The sequence below is a fragment of the Variimorphobacter sp. HTMS_6 genome (assembly GCF_059717775.1).
In genome coordinates this window covers 438,682-461,364 of the sequence record NZ_AP046094.1, presented here as the reverse complement: position 1 = coordinate 461,364, position 22,683 = coordinate 438,682, and the positions used below count along the sequence as shown (strand labels likewise).

The 22,683-nt window shown below is 37.8% G+C and carries 17 protein-coding genes; 4 read left to right on the top strand and 13 right to left on the bottom strand.

Translation table 11 applies throughout. The annotated features are described in order from the left end of the window. Nucleotides 1-7: 7 nt before the first annotated feature. The 3 genes from AC6IWN_RS02065 to AC6IWN_RS02055 all read right to left on the bottom strand — a co-directional run bounded on the left by AC6IWN_RS02065 (nucleotide 8) and on the right by AC6IWN_RS02055 (nucleotide 3,249). On the bottom strand, nucleotides 8-856 hold the full coding sequence (locus tag AC6IWN_RS02065; RefSeq protein WP_497990578.1) for a carbohydrate ABC transporter permease: 849 nt from the start codon (nucleotides 854-856) through the stop codon (nucleotides 8-10). Then, on the bottom strand, nucleotides 856-1,785 hold the full coding sequence (locus AC6IWN_RS02060; protein ID WP_497990576.1) for a carbohydrate ABC transporter permease: 930 nt from the start codon (nucleotides 1,783-1,785) through the stop codon (nucleotides 856-858). Before AC6IWN_RS02060 ends, AC6IWN_RS02065 begins: the two co-directional genes overlap by 1 nt. Nucleotides 1,786-1,887: 102 nt before the next feature. Further along, nucleotides 1,888-3,249, bottom strand: a complete 1,362-nt coding sequence (locus AC6IWN_RS02055) for a carbohydrate ABC transporter substrate-binding protein (RefSeq protein WP_497990574.1) — start codon at nucleotides 3,247-3,249, stop codon at nucleotides 1,888-1,890. A 256-nt stretch (nucleotides 3,250-3,505) separates the two neighbouring features. Between AC6IWN_RS02055 and AC6IWN_RS02050 the strand changes: the two genes are divergently transcribed. Beyond that, nucleotides 3,506-4,336, top strand: a complete 831-nt coding sequence (locus tag AC6IWN_RS02050; protein ID WP_497990572.1) for an AraC family transcriptional regulator — start codon at nucleotides 3,506-3,508, stop codon at nucleotides 4,334-4,336. 120 nt (nucleotides 4,337-4,456) lie between these two features. Here the strand turns inward: AC6IWN_RS02050 and AC6IWN_RS02045 are convergent, their stop codons facing one another. Together AC6IWN_RS02045 and AC6IWN_RS02040 are read right to left on the bottom strand one after the other, a co-directional pair. Next, nucleotides 4,457-5,743 (bottom strand): sensor histidine kinase, encoded by a 1,287-nt coding sequence (locus tag AC6IWN_RS02045; RefSeq protein ID WP_497990570.1) that lies wholly within the window; start codon nucleotides 5,741-5,743, stop codon nucleotides 4,457-4,459. Continuing rightward, complete coding sequence (locus AC6IWN_RS02040) at nucleotides 5,740-6,429, bottom strand: response regulator transcription factor (RefSeq protein WP_497990568.1); 690 nt, start codon at nucleotides 6,427-6,429, stop codon at nucleotides 5,740-5,742. The genes AC6IWN_RS02045 and AC6IWN_RS02040 overlap by 4 nt, the downstream gene beginning before the upstream one ends. Before the next feature lie 187 nt (nucleotides 6,430-6,616). On the opposite strand from AC6IWN_RS02040, the gene AC6IWN_RS02035 reads away from it, so the two are divergent. Together AC6IWN_RS02035 and AC6IWN_RS02030 are read left to right on the top strand one after the other, a co-directional pair. Then, nucleotides 6,617-9,901, top strand: coding sequence for an MMPL family transporter (locus AC6IWN_RS02035; RefSeq protein ID WP_497990567.1), 3,285 nt, complete (start codon nucleotides 6,617-6,619; stop codon nucleotides 9,899-9,901). 364 nt (nucleotides 9,902-10,265) lie between these two features. Further along, nucleotides 10,266-11,534 (top strand): amidohydrolase family protein, encoded by a 1,269-nt coding sequence (locus tag AC6IWN_RS02030; protein WP_497990565.1) that lies wholly within the window; start codon nucleotides 10,266-10,268, stop codon nucleotides 11,532-11,534. 107 nt (nucleotides 11,535-11,641) lie between these two features. On the opposite strand, the gene udk is transcribed toward AC6IWN_RS02030, so the two are convergent. From udk to AC6IWN_RS02015, 3 genes are all read right to left on the bottom strand, one after another. Continuing rightward, complete coding sequence (gene udk, locus AC6IWN_RS02025) at nucleotides 11,642-12,262, bottom strand: uridine kinase (RefSeq protein ID WP_497990563.1); 621 nt, start codon at nucleotides 12,260-12,262, stop codon at nucleotides 11,642-11,644. A gap of 167 nt (nucleotides 12,263-12,429) precedes the next feature. Next, nucleotides 12,430-14,370 carry an ATP-dependent DNA helicase gene (locus tag AC6IWN_RS02020; RefSeq protein WP_497990561.1) on the bottom strand — a complete coding sequence of 647 codons (1,941 nt, stop codon included), beginning with the start codon at nucleotides 14,368-14,370 and terminating at the stop codon, nucleotides 12,430-12,432. A 180-nt stretch (nucleotides 14,371-14,550) separates the two neighbouring features. Further along, on the bottom strand, nucleotides 14,551-15,216 hold the full coding sequence (locus AC6IWN_RS02015; RefSeq protein ID WP_497990559.1) for a TetR/AcrR family transcriptional regulator: 666 nt from the start codon (nucleotides 15,214-15,216) through the stop codon (nucleotides 14,551-14,553). Between the two features lie 373 nt (nucleotides 15,217-15,589). Here AC6IWN_RS02015 and AC6IWN_RS02010 point away from each other — a divergent pair, with 373 nt between their 5' ends. Then, nucleotides 15,590-17,053, top strand: coding sequence for a DHA2 family efflux MFS transporter permease subunit (locus AC6IWN_RS02010; protein WP_497990557.1), 1,464 nt, complete (start codon nucleotides 15,590-15,592; stop codon nucleotides 17,051-17,053). A 128-nt stretch (nucleotides 17,054-17,181) separates the two neighbouring features. Here the strand turns inward: AC6IWN_RS02010 and AC6IWN_RS02005 are convergent, their stop codons facing one another. The 5 genes from AC6IWN_RS02005 to AC6IWN_RS01985 all read right to left on the bottom strand — a co-directional run bounded on the left by AC6IWN_RS02005 (nucleotide 17,182) and on the right by AC6IWN_RS01985 (nucleotide 22,660). Beyond that, nucleotides 17,182-18,582: a family 43 glycosylhydrolase gene (locus AC6IWN_RS02005; protein ID WP_497990555.1), complete on the bottom strand. Its 1,401-nt coding sequence runs from the start codon at nucleotides 18,580-18,582 to the stop codon at nucleotides 17,182-17,184. A gap of 56 nt (nucleotides 18,583-18,638) precedes the next feature. After that, nucleotides 18,639-19,433 carry an alpha/beta hydrolase gene (locus AC6IWN_RS02000; protein ID WP_497990553.1) on the bottom strand — a complete coding sequence of 265 codons (795 nt, stop codon included), beginning with the start codon at nucleotides 19,431-19,433 and terminating at the stop codon, nucleotides 18,639-18,641. 84 nt (nucleotides 19,434-19,517) lie between these two features. Beyond that, the gene (locus AC6IWN_RS01995) at nucleotides 19,518-20,645 is read right to left on the bottom strand and encodes a family 8 glycosyl hydrolase (protein ID WP_497990551.1); all 1,128 of its coding nucleotides are present in this window, start codon (nucleotides 20,643-20,645) and stop codon (nucleotides 19,518-19,520) included. 152 nt (nucleotides 20,646-20,797) lie between these two features. Next, nucleotides 20,798-21,706, bottom strand: coding sequence for a carbohydrate ABC transporter permease (locus AC6IWN_RS01990; protein ID WP_497990549.1), 909 nt, complete (start codon nucleotides 21,704-21,706; stop codon nucleotides 20,798-20,800). Between the two features lie 12 nt (nucleotides 21,707-21,718). After that, on the bottom strand, nucleotides 21,719-22,660 hold the full coding sequence (locus AC6IWN_RS01985) for an ABC transporter permease (protein ID WP_497990547.1): 942 nt from the start codon (nucleotides 22,658-22,660) through the stop codon (nucleotides 21,719-21,721). Between the last annotated feature and the right edge of the window lie 23 nt (nucleotides 22,661-22,683).

Below are 22,683 nucleotides of genomic sequence, written 5' to 3'. Positions count from 1 at the left end.
TTCTATATTACCCTTTTACACTACCAGCTGTTAAGCTACCAACAATATATCTAGATAATATAATGTACACAATGCAGACTGGTATGATTGCTAAAAATATCAGCATATAAACTTGTCCCATATCAAACTTTAAAAAATCTGCACTTCTAAGTTGTGCAATAAGAATAGGAAGTGTTTTCTTATTATCTGATTTAAGAATGAGAGAAGGAATCAAATAATTGTTCCAATTTCCAACAAAACAGAAGATTAACTGAGCCGCAATAGCAGGTTTCATAATTGGACAAATTATTTTGTTAAATGTATGAAATTCTTTCGAACCGTCTACTCTTGCTGCCTCAATAATCTCGATTGGAAGATTGCTATCCATAAATTGTTTCATGAAGAAAAACACGGCTGGCGCAGCAATTGCAGGTACCGTAAGTGGTATAAATGAATCCATTAGCCCTAATTTGTCAACCCATCTGATAAACCCTAATGCTGATACCTGTCCTGGAACCATCATAATCAATAATATAAACATGAATATCTGTTGTTTATATTTAAAATGATAGGCATGAATTGCATATGCCGTTAAAGAAGAAAAATAAACAGAGAAACCCGCTCCAAATGTAGCAACAATAAGACTATTCATAATACCCGATAATACCGGTAGATTTTCATTTTGTAAAACATTCTTCATATTAAACCAAAATGCATGTGCCGGTATCACGGAAAATCCTTTTTGAATATCAGCGTGCGCACGTGTAGCATTGATAATGAGCACATAAAATGGGAATAGACTTATGATTGCAAGAAAAATTAGCACGAAGTAGCAAAAACTCTTTTTGGTTATCGCTAGAATACTTTTACTTTCCATTAATTTTCTCCTTTCTTCTTCGTGATATTACTCGTTAATTTCTTAAATACAAATATACTTAATATTGCTGTAATGATGAACAGAATTACCGAAAGCGCACCTGCACGACCATAATTTTTATTGTACAGAAGATTATTTAAATACATAATCAAAGTCATACTCGTTCGATTCGGACCACCACTACCAGCAGTTAAAATTTGTGGAACATCAAACGACTGAATACCACCAATCATAGAGGTTATAAACACGTAAACCAATACAGGACGAATTAATGGGACCGTAATTTGTCTGAATATTTTTAATGATGCCGCCCCATCCATACGTGCTGCTTCGTAAATTGATTTGTCAACACCAAGAACCGCTACCATAAGTAAAATTGTTGTATTTCCAAACCACATTAAAAATCCCATCATTGCAATTAATGATCTAGTCCACCAAACATTACTCAGGAATCGAAGCGGTTTATCCAATATTCCCGCCGAAACTAGTATATTGTTAACCGGCCCAATATCTGAAAACAATGTAAAAAACAACATCGAAAAGGCTGCAGCCATAATCAAATTCGGCATATATATAACGGTCTTAAAAAATCCTTTTCCCTTCAGTTTCATTGCTCCGTCTGTCAGCCATACGGCAAGCACCAAGGACACTATGATTTGTGGAATAAATCCCAATAGCCATAATATAACTGTATTTCCCGCGTATTTTAACAAATCAGGTGTTATAATTGTTTTGAAATTTTCTATCCCTACAAAGGTTGGCCCTACTTGATTCAGTCCTGACATATAATTTTCAAACAAACTATTCCAAAAAGTATTAATCAACGGAATGAAAGAAAACAGAATGTAAGTAACGAAAAACGGGATTAAAAATATATATCCCCACTTTGCATAACTAACTCCCTTCTTCCTCATATCTGATTTTTTCATAATAATCACCATTCCTCTGCCACATATTTAGCAAACCACTACTCACTCTTATTTAATAAGAGTGGAACATGGCAAGGCAATTCGTCATGTTCCACATTAGCTTTATTTTTGTAATTCCGGATACTTCTCATTTGCTATCTTGTAGAAATTATTTAACGCTGTATCATAATCAACATTATTATCATAATAGTCGACCATTGCCTTATCCATGGCCTCATTTAGCCCTTGATCATAAATTGATGTATTCTTCATATCAATATTTAAAGCAGCTTCACAGAAATATGTATATGGATTTTGACCAGCTAGGAACGCACTGCTGAAATCACTTGCAGCCACTTCTTCCATTGCTTCTTTATTATTCGCAAAGTCGATTGTTTCTGTTGCCATTTTCTTCATTGAATCTTTTTCACAAGCGAAGAATTCCATGATATCTTTTACTTCTGCTACATTATCACTACCATTTGCGGCACATAACCATGTTCCACCCCAGTAAAAGGACTGTGGTCCAAGGCAAATACCATAATCTCCATAGATACCATTACCAACTTCTTCTTTACCACCATCTGCCACGGATTTCTCTAAAGAATTACCCATCAAGGTAAAGTTAACACCCCAAGTGGAGTAGAAAAAGCCTAATACCTTACCTTTTGGACCTTGATCAGCACTCCATCCATCTGACCAGATGCCATGTTTATTGTTGTAACCTTTGTCTGTATATTCCTTTGTTTGTTTCACCCAGTTAAGAATATTATTATCGATCACAATCTTATTTCCATCCACCCAAGGTGCGGACACATTATTTGAGAAGACTCTATAAGAATCACTATAACCGGCTAACATCTTATATCCCTTATCATTCGCCTTTTTAGCTACAGCATCAAACTTGTTCCAATCACTTAAATATTTCTGAACTTCTTTGGGATCATCTGTACCTAATACATCCTTCGCAATTGATCTACGGTAAGCAAATAATCCTGGGGAAGCGAATCCTGATACACCCTTAATTGCTCCATCCTTTGTAGTCATAATCTGTTTTGTATATTCGTACATTTGTGACATTTGATCCTTTGTTAATCCTACATCCTTTTGTACATCTAAAGTCACATCGGATTGAGCATACTTTAATGCATAGTCTGCTTCAACTAAAAACAAATCAACTTTTTTATCCGCTGATACATCTTTCTGCTTTGGAAGTGCTTCATCTAGAGCTTTTTGATATGCATTATCAGCGCTTGGAATCGTTACCCAATTAATCTTTACATCTTTCGGCAATCTACCGGTTGGAATATAATACTTATCCACCAGTGTTTTGAAACTCTCATTCCAACCGTAAATATTAATTACTTTACCACCTTCTGCTTTCTTTCCTGAATCCGCTGGTTTATCACTTTTACTACCCCCACAACCAACAAGACCTATTGCCATTACTAATACGATAATAACTGCTACTACCCTTCTTTTCATGGTTATCCTCCTTTTAACAAATCTTATCAATAGCACTGATTAATAAAGCCTTTTAATAAAACAGATAAGTCCATTCACATCCCTACTAATTTCCACAAATATACTAATTCGCAGGAATAAAAAATAACTTTATCTATCAATCATTGCTATTTTTCATATATCTTACGCTTATTATTTTATAATCTTGACATAAAAATTGTAATGATATAAACTGTTAAATAACTGATATATAGTGCTATATATAATTGGAGGTCTTATGAAGATTACATATATTGGATATAACCATGTTCACGATTCTGATTTTTTTATCGATCGACCTTTGGGTTCCGGTGATTATTTAGCACTACTCATTAAAAGTCCAGCCCTCTTTACAGTAAATGGAGTCAATATTAAAATTGACCCCAATACGTTCTTTCTATATAAAGAAGGGACACCCCAGTATTACCGTTCCTCCGGAGCAACATTCTCGAACGACTGGTTCCACTTTGAAATGACTGTTGAAGACCAACTATATCTTGAGAGCTTAAAGATTCCTTATGAGACACCTATCGCTATTAACGATATGGAATCCTACTCAATGCTTATAAATAGTATCAACATCGAACAATATTCTAATAATAATCATAAAGAAGACACCATCAATTGCTATATGCATATATTTTTCAATAAAGTCTCCGAAGCAATTCTTCGCGAAAGCACGAATGGTTGGGACAAAAACTATGATAAATTTTCTTTACTTCGTTCAAAAATATATAATCGCCCCTATCTAAACTGGACGATCGAAAACCTAGCACATCAAATCTGCCTAAGTCCATATTATTTTCAACGCCTCTACAAAAAGCACTTTGGGATAACCTGCATGACCGATGTCATTAATGCACGTGTGGATTATGCAAAACAACAGTTATGCACGACCAAACTTTCTATACGAGATATTGCTGAGAAATGTGGGTATGAAAACGATGTTCACTTCATGCGCCAATTCAAACAAATTACCGGCTTATCACCTACGAGGTATCGACAAACACAATTATCGGATAGTATGGTACTTCCTACGGTTAGGAAGAATAGGGTTGATATTTATTAGGCGGGTTTTACTATGTATAGGCAGGTAGCGCCATAATGGGTACAAAAGAGGGCAGCCTGTTTGGACTGCCCTCTAATCAGAGATTTATTTCGAATTATGCAAAAGTAGAACTTGTAATGTTCATGTGATTGGGATTTCAAGAACAATACTGAGACCAGAATCCGGGTTGTTCTCAGCCCATATTCTGCCTTCGTGAGACTCAATAATATCTTTGCATATAGAAAGACCCAATCCTGCTACGTTTCTACTATCATCGGATGTGAAAAAGGGTTCAAAAATATGACTTAGAATATCTTTGGGAACGCCCATCCCGTTATCCGAAACTTGAAATAGAACCTTGTTTTTTATTTGTGAACATTTTACAGAAATAGTCGGATTTTTGGTGTCTCCAAAATGTTTCATACTGTTGCCGATGATATTACTGAAAACCCTACGTATTTTAGAAAGATCAATTGAGATACTGACTGGCGTGCACTCATTTATCATATAGAATTGTATCCCTGTACTTTCCATATCATCCATATATTCCTCTTTTATTAACTGGCATAGTTTGTCCACAAACAATTTCTGCTTATTAAAAGCAGGATGGAGATTGAAACTCAAATAATCGTCAAACTCGCCGATCAGAGTCTTTATAACATCTGCTTTTTCATAAATTGTATCAATATAGCGCATCTTTCGGTCTTCCGATAGCCTTCCACTCTTGATCCGTTCTGCATAACCCATAACTGAGGTGAGTGGGGTTTTAATATCGTGAGAAATCGACGCGATGATACGGCTTTGTTTTTGCTTTTCCTCACTTAAATTGTTGGCTAATAGCACAAAACTATTCTGCAGTTTTCCGATTTCATCCGTTCTTCGGAGGGACTCCGGCACTTTTCCCATATTATAATCTCTGATTGATTTCTGTAATTCTTCAATCGGTTTTACATACTGGAGATACAATACAATCGTTACCGTCAATAGAATGCAAAATAGAATACCAATTTCTGCTTCCAATAGAGAACGAATAGGAGGCATTTCATATGCATTTTGAATAGACAGTGGCTTAGTTATCTTCAGTAGCATATAGATATCTTCAGATCTATGAACAATTCCTGTTGATTGGATGAAAAGCGAAGCTTCCTGAGACACCTTTGTTTCAAAAACCAAATGACCATCTAGCGTCTGTAGTTGGATATTGTATCTCGCTTTTTTTGAAAGCTGAGACAAATAGTCCTGATAGTCCGGGTAGGTACTTACTTCCTTTGATATTTTTTGCACATCCAAATCGAGTGCCGTTTGCTTTTCATCAAAATGATTGGAAACCCTTGTTGAAATGAACAGATTATAGAATAGAATGAGTGCAAAAATATTGACGAGTAACGCAATCAGTACAGTGAACGCTAATTTCAAACGCATACTCATAGACAATGCCTCTGCGGCGTTACTAATTTATATCCAACACCCCACACCGTTTTCAAATACTCATTATTTGGGTCGAGCTTGGCACGTAGATTTTTAATGTTAACTGCAACAGTACCAATATCGCCGTAATCGGGACCCCATACTGCATTAAAAATCTGTTCCTTGGAAAGAACATGTCCCGAATTTTCAATAAAATACCGCAGAATCTGAAATTCACGATGAGAAAGTTCGACTAGTTGTCGGTTTTTATACACTTCGTAACTTTCCTTATTTAGTGTAATCGTATCGAACTGTAGGATATTGTCTTTTGCTTTTTCTGTATCGCGATGTTCTCGCCGAATGTGCGCCTTTACACGGGCAACCAGCTCTTCCACCACAAAAGGTTTTGAAATATAATCATCAGCCCCCATTTCTAAACCCACAAGTGTATCAACCATCCTGCTTTTGGCAGTTAAAAAGAGGATTGGGCAGGAAACACTGTCACGTATTTTTCGACAGAGCGTAAGTCCATCCATCTTCGGCATCATAATATCTAAAATAATTAATTCAAACTCTGTTTCTTTTATCTGTTTTAGAGCAGATTCTCCATCGTTATAGATAAGGGTATGAAAGCCCTCATCTTCCAATGCATCCGATATCAGGTTTGCGATAGCAACATCATCATCTACAATTAGTATATCCTTCATATTCGGCACCTCACTTCATTCAATATGTGAATTCCATTATAACACAGAAAAATTATAGAAAAACACAAAATAAATTAAGAATTATTAAAGTGGTGCTCTTAATAATTCTTAATTTTTGTCCCCTAACCATTTAATTTTTGTATGGTAGGATAGAATGAGCAACGTAACCGAGAAAGGGGTACAAAAAATGATATTTAACAGAATTATAAAAAGAAAATGGACTGTTATAATTGTCTGGGCTATTGTTCTTGTCTCAGCTATCCTTACCATGCCTGCAATGGGACAGCTAGTACGAGAAAAGGGTCAGACGAGCGTTGGAGATAATTATTCTTCTTCTATAGCGAAAACAATCCTCAATAAAATGAACGATACAACTGACAACGAAAAGCAGTTCAATATGATTCTTGTTTATTATAATCAAAATAAACTGACTGTTGATAATAAAAATTCAATTCAAGAAAAAATAATTGCACTTTCTAACAATATGTCACAACATCAGGTTTTGTCCATAAACAACATATTCGAGAACGCGGATCTTGAAGATCAATACATTTCAAAAGACGGAACCACATTGCTTGTTCCAATTACTTTGAGCAAAGAACACGACACCGTCAGCAACATCCGCACAAATATTATCAATGAAATGAAAATAGACTCACTTGAACTTCAAGCCACAAGCTCGGATCTTATTACAGAGGATTTTGCAAGGACTACAGAAAAAGGTGTACAAAAAACAGAAATGATTACAATTGTTTTTATTGTGATTGTTCTACTAATCATCTTTCGTTCCCCTGTAACACCTTTAATAAATCTGGCTACTGTCGGTTTGACCTTTATGGTTTCACTTAATATAGTGTTACAGCTTGTTAATTATTTTGGATTTCCGATATCAAACTTTTCCCGTGTATTCTTAATTCTAATTCTATTTGGAATCGGAACTGATTACACGATGTTATTATTTATGCGGTTTAAAGAGGAGTTAGGATGCGGGGCGGACAAAAGTACAGCCATTTATAATACTTATAAGACAGCTGGAAAAACAGTACTGTTTAGTTCCCTTACGATATTTATTGGGTTTACTTGCCTATATTTTGTGCAGTTCAATCTCTTCAAATCAGCTTCTGCGGTCGCTATTGGTGTTGCTGTGTTAATTCTGGTTCTATATACCTTTGTTCCGGTTATAATGATGCTGTTAGGAAAACATCTTTTCTGGTCTCCCTTTAAAACCAAAGGGCATGCGGAAAGTCGTATATGGGAAGGTGTTTCGCGATTTTCAACACGACTTCCGTACATAACTTCTATTTTATGTGCGCTAGTTTGTTCTACGGTTCTTTTATATAATGGGAATCTTTCCTATAATAACATGTCAGAAGTTGACCCTTCCTACTCATCTGTTGTAGGATACAATCTAATTACAGAACATTTTGGTTCTGGACAAACTGCTCCAGCTACGATTGCTCTTGAGAGTTCCCAATCAATGAATAATCAAATTAATATGGAACAGTTGGATCGGCTTACTGAAGTAATTAAATCAGTAGATGGTGTCGATTCGGTATACAGCGTAACACAGCCAAAAGGTGCGAAAATAGATGAGCTATATCTTGATAGTCAACTCAAAACTGCCACTGATGGGCTAGCCAATGCGCAGGATGGCATCGATGAAATCAAGGACGGTTTGAAAAGCGCAGTGACACAGATACAATCTTCTTCCGGAAATGCTGGTTCTCTAGAACAATTACAGTCTGGAACCAATAATCTGATAACGGGTATTTCTTCGCTAAAAAGTGCCTCTGGAAAAGTATCTACAGGACTGGAAAGCTTGGGAAAAGGTACAGAAACATTGTCGGGTAATCTTGGAACATTGAAAACGTCTTGTGAAAAGTTGAAGAATGGTCTAAACAACAGTGCGTCGGTATCGGAGCAGATTACTAAAGGAATTGGAAGTGTAAACAAAAGTATTTCTTCCATGCAAACTATGATTGATCAATTGAGTAGTACCTCAAATGACTTGGCTCCTAGTATAACAAATATTTCAACACTTTTAGGAGATGTCAAATCGAATTTATCAAGTGTTGGAACAAACGTCAATGTAATTGGAACAAATGCCGGTGCTTTAAGTAAGCAGTTGAATCCGTCTGACAGTCAGTATGATACACAAATGCAAGAAGTAGAGAATATTATAACCAGTACCAAGAATATTGGTACGTCTCTTACGACAGTTAAATCGAATCTTACAGAAGTTCAGACGGCGCTTGGCAGTTTTTCCTCTACTAATACAAGTCAGTATATTTCACAGGCGCAGGCAGGGCTTGATAAGATATCATCTGCTCTTTCAAAACTAGAGTCGGCCAGTTCACAACTAAATGCAGGACTGATAAATGCAACAGAAGCTCAATTAAAAATTACGTCAGCAGTATCACAGCTTTCTGATGGGGCCAAACAGCTAAATGATGGTTTACAAAAAGTAGCGGATGGACAGAAAGCAATTAATGAGGGATTAGCAAAGCTTTACGATGGGGCGAAAACATTACAAGCTGGACAAAAAGAACTGATTGATGGTGTTGAGAAACTGACAAAGGAATCGGAGAAACTAACCAGTGGGCTTAATGATGCAATTGATGGACTTGACAAAGTGTCAAATGGGCTAACATCTGCGAATGAATATTTAGGTGGTCTTTCCACATTCAAGGACGCAGACTCCATATTCTATATTCCGGAAGATAAAATCGATGGAGATGATTTTGGGAAGTCCCTAAATAGATATATGTCAGAGGACCATAAAATAACAAAAATAACAATCACCCTGAGTGTCGACCCCTACTCTCCTCAGGCGATGGAAATCATAAACAAGATACAGGACAAAATAGACAGTTATCTTTCCGTATCCACCCTTAATATATCATCCTGGGGAATATCCGGTACGGCACAGAGCAATGTAGAATTAGATAATATGTCAAACAGTGATTTTAATTTTGCAAGAACAATTATGTTAATCGGTATTTTTATTGTATTGGTAATAATCACGCACGAGATATGGATGCCCATTTTTATAACCATTTCTCTGATTGCGTCATACTACATAGCCATGACTTTATCAAGTATCGTTTTCCATCAGATTATCGGATTTGGTGACCTATCCTGGAATGTACCGTTTTGCTCATTTATTATGATAGTTACTTTGGGCGTGGATTATAGTATCTTTTTAATTATGCGCCAGAAGGAGAATGTAGGACTATCCGATATGGAATCCATTGTGCTATCCTGCAAAAAAGTTGGTTCCGTAATTACTTCAGCAGCACTGATTCTGATGGGAACGTTTGCAGCTCTGTATCCATCCGGAGTCAGAACTTTGATGGAGTTATCTGTAACGGTTGTTATCGGCATTTCATTATTGTGTTTGGTGTTTATTCCGATATTTATTCCTACCATGATAACGATAAAATCCAAATTACTTGGGCAAAAGCAGACATAAAAATATAGATAAAGAAAGGGTTCATACTATGGCACAATACACAATAAAAAAAGTTCTTAAAACAATCGGTTTTGCACTACTATTAGTGCTTTTATTCGGCATAGTTCTAGTGTTGATGATTAGTAGCAAGGAGCGCTGGTTTGCTTATCTGATTCTGGCCACCTGTGTTGGATCGCTCATTTACCTAAGATGTACGAAAATCTGGCGTGGATGGAGAATTCCGCTATATTGGATATTAGCGATTGTTGTTGCATGGGTTGGTCTGTTTGCAGGCCAGCCTTCCACAAATATTCAACCTTACACTCCACAGAAATTGGAGCAGCCCAGCGCTTCCTATCAGCTTTTGCTGAATAACTTAACTATTGTGGATACGCGGACTGGTAAACTAACTACCAATATGAGCATTCTTTGCGACAATGGAAAAATCAAGGATATTGAACCTGCTGGCACGGTCAAAACAGACAACGACACAAAGATCATTGATGCCACCGGAAAGTATGTGGTTCCCGGGTATCTGAATATGCATATGCATGTAATTGGAGAGGAGAACACCCAGGAATCAATGGCTCTTCTACTTGCCAACGGCGTAACCGGATTCAGACAAATGAGCGGCTCGCCTGAACTTCTAGGGGAATGGAGATCCGGTGCCTTTACCAGCTCTACGAACGAACCGGCACTACTAACAATGCCCATCGGTATTTTAACTCCAATGAATGCTCCCACACCCGAGGTTGGCGTTAAATTTGTCCGCCAGCAGCAAAAAGAAGGGGTCGACTTTATAAAAATAGGTGGTATTTCACCGGATGTATTTAATGCCGTTCAAGCTGAGGCCAATAAGTTTAATATTCCGGTGGAGGGACATGTGCTTTCCGATATGGACTTGAAAGAGGTCTCAAAAAATGGTTTCCACAGCGTGGAACACTTTGGTATCAACAACGGGGCTCTGATTTCCTGCTCTACAGACGAAAAGAACTTGAGAGCACAAGCAACAGGGGTTCCCTCTCAGATAACTGAAAATCCAATATTCGTTCAACTCATGAAGATTAAGGGCTTTCAAGATTTTGCAAACGAGCAATTTATCAAATGGGGCACGAAGACCTCAGGCGGTGCGAAAGATGAAACTCAACTAACACATATCATCAACACTTTTAGCGATGAAAAGGCAAAAGAGCTTGCTGATGTATATGTCGAGAACAATACATGGCAATGCCCGACTATGGTACGCATGCATTCCGGCTTATTCAGCGGTAGTGGCGAAACCACTGCGCAGAAGCTCTATGATCTCTATTATAAATTATTAAAGATCTATGATTCAAAAGGTGTTAAGCTATTGGCTGGTACGGATGGAAGTGAAGGCAACGCCATTCATCAAGAATTTGATGAACTTGAAAAAGCGGGCATTTCACCCCTTCATGTTCTCCAAATGACAACCCTAAACGGAGCTGAGTTTTTGGGACGTTTGGACGATATGGGTACCGTAGAAGTTGGCAAGAATGCAGATTTAGTACTTTTAGATGCAAATCCCATAGAGAGCGTTCAAAATCTTCATACGATTAACGCTGTGATACGTGCAGGTTCCTATCACGATAAGGACGAACTGAATGCGACTAAGGATAAGTTTAAGGAGCAATAATAAAAATGAGTTACGTGAAAAGCCATCAAACCATTATACAACAATGGTTTGATGGCTTCTTATATACAACCCGTATTTATGAAAATAAATGAACCTTGAATCTTTTGCTATTCTTCCGCTTCAATCGCTTTTATCCGGTGAATGAGCATATCGATCGCAATATCATTCATACCACCCCGAGGAATAATAATATCAGCATATTTCTTGTATGGTTCAACAAATTGTTCATGCATTGGCTTAACAGTATTGGTGTACTGGTCAATCACTGATTCTAAACTTCTTCCACGCTCGTTTACGTCTCTTATAATACGTCTCATCAATCTTTCATCTGCGTCAGTATCTACAAATATCTTAATATCCATAAGATCTCTTAGTTCCGCATTCTCATAAATCATAAATCCTTCTACGATGATTACTTTAGCCGGATTTACCTTAACTGTTTCTGCAAGCCTAGTATGCTCTGTATAGGAATAAACCGGACGATCTATCGCTGTTAATTGTTTTAACTGTCTAATATCATTTACTAATCGTTCTGTTTCAAACGCATTTGGATGATCATAGTTTATTTTTGCTCTTTCATCAATCGACAAATGATCATGTGGAATATAATAAAAATCGTGGCTGAGCAATACCACACTATCTTTACACTCTTCTTTAATTCGATTGGCTACCGTTGTTTTTCCTGACGCGGAACCTCCCGAAACACCTATTACAATGCTATTTTTCATTCTTATCCTCCATGTATGTTGAGAAATATTGTGATTTTATCATGCCATTGGCACAAGAACACTATTCACTAAAATAAAACAAAAAGCTTAAAAAACTTAAACAATTATACATCAATAAATGCAAAAAAGAAAGGGAATCGATCTCTCTTCTAAAAGTTGCTTACACATTATTCGTTATCAATTTGTCTAATACTGGCTCCAGAAGGTAACGCACCCATAACCACTTTTTCCCACGGGGCTCCTATTACGTTATCCAATATAACGATCGCGCCTTTGTCATCCTGTGTTCTAATTAGTCTTCCACAACCTTGTTTTAATTTAAGCCCCATTTCAGGGTAATCTACTGTGATGACAGGATCGAGCCCTTTTTCACTTGCCTCTTTCCGTTGCACTTCAATAAAAGGATCTAGAGAAGGAAACGGTAGCTGCCATATAACAAGCAATGAAAGTGCCCCACCAGGCACATCAATTCCTTCCCAAAAATTTGCACCAATTAATACCGAATTCTCTACTTCTCGAAACTTTTGAACAAGATAACCCGGATCCCCTTCATCTTCGCATAAAACCTCGAAAGATAGCTGGTATCTTTTTAGTCTCCTTCTGATTTTTCGTACCTGTTGCAGTGAATTGGTAAGTACGAGAGCTCGTCCCCCATTTTGATTTAGGAAAGTTACTAATTCTTCAATCCCTTGGGTAAATCGATCTTCAATCCGATTCGAGGATTGGGTTAAATAGACAACCACTTGCTTTTCTAGATCAAAAGGACTTCCAACAGTCGATTTGGAGGGCTTATTTAACCCAAGCGATCGTATAAAATAGCTAAAATCACCTTCGTTACTTAACGTGGCCGAAGTAAACACCACCGGCATTGCCATCTGAAATAAATCCTGGTCAAGCATTCTATTTAAATCCCTCGGAACTACCCAGAAACTACTATCCCGTTGATCAACCCAAGAAATCGTATCTTTACTTCTATTTCTACAGAATCTGTCTAGCGCACTTATGGCTCTTTCAATTTGACCTTCATATGCTTGTATTTGACTAGGTGGTAAAGACTCCGTATATAGTTCTTGTTCAATTTGCAGCTCAAGAAGGAAGTGATCTAATGCTTTATGAAAGGTATTCGCCGCTTTCAGTAAAGTATCATTCATACGAATAGATAGTCGTATTGAACCTTCGGCTGCTAAGACGGAGCTTTCTAAATATGCGAAAAAATCACCAGAAGCCTGTTCTATGGCACTCGTTGCCAGACTTAATGAAGCCCTCGCACCCTGTATCTGTTCAAACGCGAGAATCATAGTGTCTATTTCTTCCCTATAAATAAAATGCCCTGCCTGCATTGCAGCAGGAATCAATATTTTATGTCCCTCATCGAAAATAACCGCCGAATAACTTGGTAGTATAGGCAATTTCCCATCCATTATTCTATCCTTGCGTGTCCATAAATCCTGAAAATAAATATCATGATCCACAATCAGGATATCACTCGTAGTTCGATATTGTTCCCTTGCCTTAACTAGTTTGCAAAAGCCACGGTTATCACAGATATCACAAGCCATTGAATCGTTCCACCCAATCAGATTCCATACACGATCCGGAATGGTCGGCATTTCTGAACGTTCCCCTGTATTTGTATTGGTTATCCATTGATTAATCTCACCTGACATCGTATTAAAATCTTCATTATTTTCATTCACTCGTACATCGCAGATATACTGACGTGGATCCTTTGCCATTCGTGCATCGATCTCTAATCCAAGAAGCCTTGAAAGCTTCTTAATATCTCCCCCATCTCCAGCAAGTTGTTCTTGAAGTGCTGTGGTGGCACAGGCTATCACTACCGGTTTCCCACTAAAGCGAGCATAGGCAATTGCTGATAGTAAGTAAGCAATTGTTTTACCTGTACCAAGACCTGCTTCCGCTAAGTGGACTTTTTTATCACAAATCGCATCTGCTAGTTGAAAAGCCGTAAATATTTGTTCCTCTCTAACTTCATACCCATGTTCCGGAAGGATATCATAAAAAACATCGCCTATCCAATCACCTAACTTTACTTGAAATTCTTCTTTACTATTATAATCAAAAGGCTCTTTCAACCTTGCACTCATATTTCTTTTACTCCAAAATATCAATATTTATTGTAGAAATGCATATTATCCTACACATATTCTCTCATAATACTTCATTTGCCATGAGTTTTCAAATGATATTTCATGGAATCTCCTCATCGTTCTTGACCCATGAAATAGTTCCATTAAACTTAGCAATTAGATACGATAAAAGAAGCATTAGTCAATCAAAAATCTACTCTTTAATAATTCAACCAATTCATCCACAAATACATATGTACTGTCTTGATTTATGATATCCATATATTCTATACTTAGCAACTGGTACAGCAGAAGCTTATAATATTCCTTAATGGCTGAGGGAATCGCGGTATTATTACTGTCCGACTCCTTAAGCTTTATAATACCTGGCAACATCATTTTTACCTGTGCGCAAATAAGGTGGATGGAAACTTGTTTACAGTAACCTTTTTGAACAGCACTATCATAAAAGCACTCAAACCGTTTTTGTGCGAAGTCAAGAGCTATCATATAATCAGATAGAATATTTGGAAATTTACTCTCTAAGTGCATTATAAATTTGGAACTAGAATATGCTCCTGTAATAACTCCCTCAAAATACATATTCGATAAGCATTCAAGAATCCCATTGATACCGTGGTCTGTTGTAAATTGTACTGCATTCAAATGAGCGATTCGTTCATTTATAATCTCACGTATAATATCTTCTTTACTCTTAAAATACTTATATATAGTTGCTTTACTTATTTTAACTTGTTTCGCAACTTCGTCCATTGAGATTCCTTCAATGCCGTGTTTTACATAGAGAGAAAAAACATGGTGAATCAAACAGATTTTTTCATCACAAGTAATTGACAGTGGCATACCATATTCCTCCATATCTTTATTTTCAATTTGGAAAACAAAATCCCAAGCTCGGTTTAAACTAAATCTTTAATATCAGTTTAAACTAAATTGTTGACATTAGTTTAAACCGATGTTATCATTGCAATACTTATTTGTCAAGAAATTCATAAAAACATGTATAACTAAGTTAACACAATCACAAACTTAAAGGAGGTTTTAGCAAGCAATATTACTGGATTAAAAATGGGTAAACATGCAATAATCTCAGCGAATACAATAAAAATCACTATATTAAAGTAACGATCTTAGTACTCATGGGTTCGTAAAGAGAAAATAAATACATGTTAATCTAACCATCACAATATCAACTAAAAAACGGAGAAAACATTTGATGAATACACAAGAATTTTCTATGAAAAAAGCATTTTTACAACTAACTGCTGTGATATTTGGCATGTTCATGGTTATTTTGGATAGTACTGTCGTGAATGTCGCTATGAATACCTTAACAAAAGATTTACACGCTTCAATTTCGACCATGCAATGGACAATTACTGGGTACACATTAGCGGTAGCAGCGGTGATACCATTGGCAGGGTGGATGATGGATCATTTTGGAGCCAAAAAAATTTTTATCATCTCCATTATATTCTTCACCTTAGGCTCGCTTCTTTGCTCGTTTGCGAATACCCCAGAGCTATTAATCGTATTTCGAGTAATTCAAGGCTTGGGTGGCGGTATGGTTGCACCTATTGGCATTGCAATGGTATTCCGTATTGCACCAGCTGATAAAGTTGGTGCCTTAATGGGCATGATTGGTATTCCTATGCTACTTGGACCAGCTCTTGGCCCTTTACTTGCTGGTTATTTTGTTGAATATCAAACTTGGCATTGGATTTTCTTGGTAAATGTTCCAGTAGGGATAATTGCTGTATTATTTGCAGTTAAATTCTTGCCACATTTCGATCGCAAACCAGCACCAAACCTTGATATTTTAGGCATGATTTTAGCTCCGATTGCGTTTTCCATGCTTGCTTATGGAGTGAGTGAAAGTTCTAAAGGTTGGAGCGAAAAAAGCACCTTATTAGGTCTTATCGTCGGCGGACTTGCATTGATTTTATTTGTGATTGTCGAACTGCGTCATACAAATCCAATTTTGGAATTAAGGGTATTTAAGTCACCTGGTTTTGCACTCGGAGCTGTCACAACCTGGCTAATGCAAATTGCTCTTTTGGGAATGTTTTTAATTATTCCATTGTTTTTACAGACAATTAAAGGCTTTACACCACTAGAAACCGGACTTGTTATCTTCCCACAAGCAATTGCTTCTGGGCTAATGATGCCGATTAGCGGAAAACTTTATGACAAATTTGGAGCTCGACCTTTGGCAATTGTAGGTCTTGCCATTGTTACTGGAACGCTTTTTACGCTTTCAAACTTAAGTATAGATAGTAGCAAAACTTTCTTCATCTTATGCCAAATTTCAATGGGTCTTGGCATGGGAACAACAATGATGGCATTAAACACACACGTATTACAGTCAGCACCTCGTGAACTCGTAAATCGTGTAACACCACTTACATCAGCAATGCAACAGATAATGGTTTCCTTTGCTGTAGCAGGTATGATAAGTTTCTTAACCTCTAGATCAACTCATTACATGAGTACAATAAAAGACCCAGCAGATATCAATGCTAAATTAAATGCAATGGTAAGTTCATTTGGAGATACTTTTCTACTTGCAGCAGGAATCGCTATACTCGGCTGGCTAATCGCTTGGACTTTGAAGAGACCGAAAATGCAAAAAGATGGCGAAGGAAATCAGCCAAATGCTGCAATGATGTCAGGTCACTAATCGATTTCGTAATTAAATTTGATCTGTACCCAAAAATCTGTAACTGGATGAAACTCGCTACGCGAGTTTCTCCTGTTATTGCAGGTTCGCCGGGCAGGAATGATAGGGTTGGCTGCAACAACTTTCCGTTAAGTTTCTAGAGTAAAAGAAAGTAAACTCGCATTACCTCCTCCGGTATAAGTAAAATAAATCGAATGAACTCCATCTTCTATCTCTAAATCCGAAGCATATTCTTCCCAGACATTGGTATAGTTTACCGGGAGTTGTGCGAATACCGGCCCATCCCACGCTGTTTTCAACTCAAATGTCCCGTTTGCATATCCACGAACTTTAATTTTAATTCTCTTCACACCCTGACACTCAAAATACTTAAAACCTATCGTTGTTGAATCAGTTATATTCCCAATATATCCCGGTTCTTCATCCCCATCTCGTCCATCCTGCATAATCTTAGGAAAGCAACCGCTACCCACATAGATTGACTCCTCTTTGGTAAAAAGATTACATGCAAGATATCCATAATATTCTCCTTCTCCTCTAAGCGGATCATGATTTAGACCGCAGGATGTCAACTCAACCTGTGGAATTGTTCCATCCGGCAGTATCGTCAACAGCTCTGCACACCCTTGTCTACTGTACCAGGTTCCATTTGTATGTCGATGGTAAAAAACATACCATTCCCCATTTATTTCAATTATGCTTCCATGATTGTTGGCACCATATGCCATAGGCTTTGTCGCAGGTTTATAGCTATCAATATGTAAATCACAGTTACTTATAATCACTCCGCGATAGACAAAATCTTTTGTCGGGCTTTTACTTGTAGCATAGCATAATTCATGCATGGCAATAGAAGAATAAATAAAATAATAAGTATCTCCCATTTTGCGAATGGAAGATGCTTCAAAAAACTCATGTCCTTCAAATCCACTTTCATCACTGTAAGGTGCACTCGGTACTACAAAAATTGGAGCTTCTATTATAGTTAGCATATCCATCCCAAGTATTGTTGCCATTGCTCCATTTCTTGAAACGTCCTCCTTCTCGCAGAATCCAGTATATAGATAGACCTTATCTCCCTCAAGCAGTACAGCCGGATCAAACTGGGGCTGGTCGCCCTGCCTCTCTCCCAATCGGGTGCCATCCTCATAATGCACATAACCATAAAATTCGAATCTACCATTTGGTCTGTCACAAACAGCAACCGAGACTACAGACACCTTATCTAGCACATAATACAAATAATATTTTCCATCAAATCCCTGAACCAAATCTGGTGCATATAGACACATTTTTCCTTCCTTATTTAATGGGTCAGAGGTCTTTGGATAGATTACACCTTCGTATCTCCAATCACTTAGATCATCAACCGGTGCTGACCAACCTACATAATCTCCAAGACAGAATACATGACCATTATATAGATCATGAGATCCATACACATATACTCTACCATCATACACATGAGGCTCTCCATCCGGTACATATTCCCAGGATGGTAAATAAGGATTAAATGCTTGTTTTTTCATAATCTTCTTCCTCCCATTTCATGTCAGTATATAATTAATAGCATGTGTTTGCAGTGTTACTTAATTGCCCATATTATCGAAACCTCTAAATGCTTTTCCCAATAAACCCAGTCATGAACCCCTTCACCCTCCTCATAATAATGCTCAACATCATTCGCTATCATAAAGTTATGGAGCTTCCTGTTTGATTCAATGAGAAAATCATCTTTACCACATACAAAATAGATATCAGGAAACTTTTTCATTGATGTTTTTAGAACTTCCATGCAATATCTTGGATCCTTAGTGGTAAATCTAAGCGCCTTAGGATCCTGGAAAATTCTTTTCTGATATTTCGCATCCGATACCTGATCCGGTATAAAGTCACCCTTGTCGGCAATATTTATCTCAATATAAGCACCTGATAAGCTAATTATTTTAGAGAATGTATCAGAGTATCGTAGCCCATTAATCATTGCTCCATATCCACCCATGGAAATACCCCCAATAAAGGTGTCTTCTGCTCTACTTGATAAGCGGAACATACTTCTTGTTACCTCTACAAGTTCTTTGCCTATAAAAGCACTGAAATTCTCACCCTTATCAATATCCTCAAGATAGAAGGAATTTTCACCACTTGGGAAAATACATGCTAAATTATACTTAACCGATAATTCCTGCATTTCTGGCCCACAGAGGTAATCATTACAATCACCACTATACCCATGGAGCATATACAACGTTTTAAAACCACTGCTTTGTAAAACAGTATCTTCCTCAGTATGCTCCATCTTAATCGTTGGAATGATAGCACTAAAGCTTACGCTACGCTTCAAGTACGACGATTGAAATCTCACTTTAACAATAGCCACTGAAACGTCCCCCTTAATTATATTTTAAAGAGATTACACCATATTCTTGATTGGCATTTTCTTAATGTTAAACAAATTATTGATTTAGTATATCTTATACTTTCCGGCTAACATGAGCAGACAGAAAAAGTACAAGCAATTATCATAATATCTACGCTCTCCTTTGCGAAGAGGTGTATTCCAAAACTCCTTTACCCACTCCAGACGATATTTACCTGTAGCTGCCAGTGATCCTGCAGCGTTCGTTGCAATAACTGCTACTGGATGCAATGCTGGCTGGTCTAGAGCTCTTCCATCGATTAGATAATTAGAATATTGGCCGTATTTTGTATTATCACTAAAAAACGATTGTAATTTGTCAATAATATCGCCCAAAGCTGCATCGACATGAAACCAGGATGCATCAAGACCTATATTCATAGCCACACGATAGGCGTCAGAATAAAACTGCCCGTCATGGAATAAACGCTTTGGTGTACCATCAAATTCTGCATACTCGGAGGCCATACCAGTAATCGGATGACAGGCAAGCTCCAGATACTTACGACTTTCTTCTGCTGCTTTCTTCCAAAAAGCTCTGTCTTCTTCATTCGCCCTTAAGGCAAAAAGCTCATAAAAATGCGGCAGATGATAGGACGGATCGGAAAAAGGCGCTTCCGGAACAAATTTTATATAATGGTTACCCGGATCCCACATAGGACTTCCCTCTAATACTAACTCTGATTGGTGAATGCAATGCTTCAATATATCTCTCCCCTGTACACTATAATCAAAAGGTGCAGCACCATCACCCCAGCGTTCACTTGCAAAAAATAGTGCCATAGCAAAATATTCTTCACCATCCGGAGCCGGACCTTGTGCATTCTTTTTCCCATCCGGCGCTACTGACCAGGCAAAATATCCTTCATACTTTCCACAGCTCTGATACATAAAGGTCTTCGAAAATAACCACAGACGATCAAAGATATCTTTTTGGTTCATCTGAACTGCCATCATCATTCCGTAACTCATTCCCTCGGATCTGGCATCAATATTGCCTGTATCAAGCATATATCCTTTGTCTTCACCCATTTCAAAATATATCTTTTCCTGTGGATCGAAGAATAATGTTTCAAAGACCTGAGTAATTCTTTTTTCAATTTGTTCCTCTGTTATTTCTATATCTGATAATAAATTCTGATATACTCCAGTATAAAAAGCACCGTTATTCATTCTTCTCAATCTCCTTTTTGAGTTCACATAAAATTACATAATCCTGATCAGCCTCCGAAAATCCGTTAATGTTACGCAAAAGAAAGAACAGGGCATAATTTTTATACTCTGTCCTTTCCGGATATTCAGGTGCCTTGTCTTGTAAAAACAAATTACTCTTTTACTCCGCCGATCGTCAAACCACTGACAAAGTACCGTTGCAAAAATGGATATACACATAAAATTGGTACAGCGGACACAACAGTAATCGCTGCACGTAAAGCCAGTGGTGTTGTTACCTGACCGCCTTGTCCGGCTACTGCCGCTGCGCCTGCCATACCGCCTTGATTCGTTCCTGCGTTCATAGCACTTGCCAGTAGTCTCTGCAACTCGTATTGAAGCGTGGACAGCTTTTGGTCTCCTGAGTTATACAGAAGCGTATCAATCCAACTATTCCAACTACCTACCGCTACGAAGAGTGCAATAACCGCAAGCGTTGGCTTGCACAGTGGCATAACGATACGCCACCATATACGGAAATGTCCCGCACCATCAATTTTGGCAGACTCCATAAGCGATTCGGGGATAGACTTCATATATGTTCGTATAACGATAAGGTTGAAAACACTGATAATATTCGGTACCCAATATGCTTGAAATGTATTCAACATATGTAAATCCTTTATCAATAAATAGTTCGGGATAAGACCAGCGTTAAAGTACATTGTTATCACGAATATAATCGTAATTGGTTTTCTTAAAAAAAACTCTTTCCGACTAAGTGCATATGCCAACATCGATGTAAAAAAGACATTCGTGAGTACAATAACAATCGTCTTTGACACGCTAATAAAAAATGCATCATAAATCGTATACATATGAAAGACGACTTCATAATTCTTTAGCGTGAACATTCTGGGCCATATTTGAATTCCACCTTTTACCGCATCCAGTCCATCATTAAAGGAGATCGCCAGTGTGTTCAGCAGTGGATATATCATTAACGCAGACAACAATAATAAGATGCCTGTATTTAATATTGTGAATATAATGTTCCCTAGTTTCCATCTCTTAATCTTCACTTGTTCGCCTCCTTAAACCAGTGTTTCTTCACCTAGCCGCCCGGCTATAAAGTTGGCCAGCCCAACTATAATGATGGCTACAACTGTCTTAAACACACCAGCCACAACAGCCAAACTGTAATTTCCCATCTGATAGCCATACCGCATAACAAATACATCGATTGTTTCTGCTTTTTCTACTACTAGCCCGTTGCCTAAGAAATATGGAATTTCAAACCCTGCCTCTAAAATGTAACCAGTAGACATAATCAACAGTATGACGATGGTTGGTCGAATGCCCGGAAGCGTAATATTCCATATCTTTCTAAAGCGACCTGCACCATCCATTACTGCCGCTTCGTAAAGTGTCGGGTCTATGGCTGTCATAGCCGCTAAATACAAGATGGTATTCCAGCCCAATTCCTTCCACAAATTACTACCTGCAGCGATGCCCCAAAAATAGTTGGGGTTCGAAAGGAACTTGATCGGCTCTTTCACAATATGTAATGACATGAGCAACGAGTTGATAAATCCACCAGAACTTGGTGCAGAGAGTGCAACCGAAACAATACCTGCCACAATAATCCAGCTAAGAAAGTGTGGCATATATGTAATATTTTGAAGAACGCGCTTGAATGCCACGTTTTTTACCTCATTCAGCATCAGTGAAAGCAGAATCGCAAATATCGTACCAAGGGCCAATGTCAGTATGCTCTGCCCCAGTGTGTTTACAATGGCCCGTGTGAATCGCTCACCCATAACACCCGTAAATAACTTCTTAAAATTGTCAAATCCAACCCATTTCTGATGCCACAGACCGCGCCCCGGCTTAAAGTTCTGAAATGCGATAGCCCACCCATATATCGGTACATATTTGAACAAAATTTGATATAGAAGTAACGGTATACTCATGAAGAGCAAGACTTTCTGGGACAAGATGGTAGACCACACGCTTTTTTTTCTTTTTTTATCCAATCTGGCACCTCCCACAAAATGGG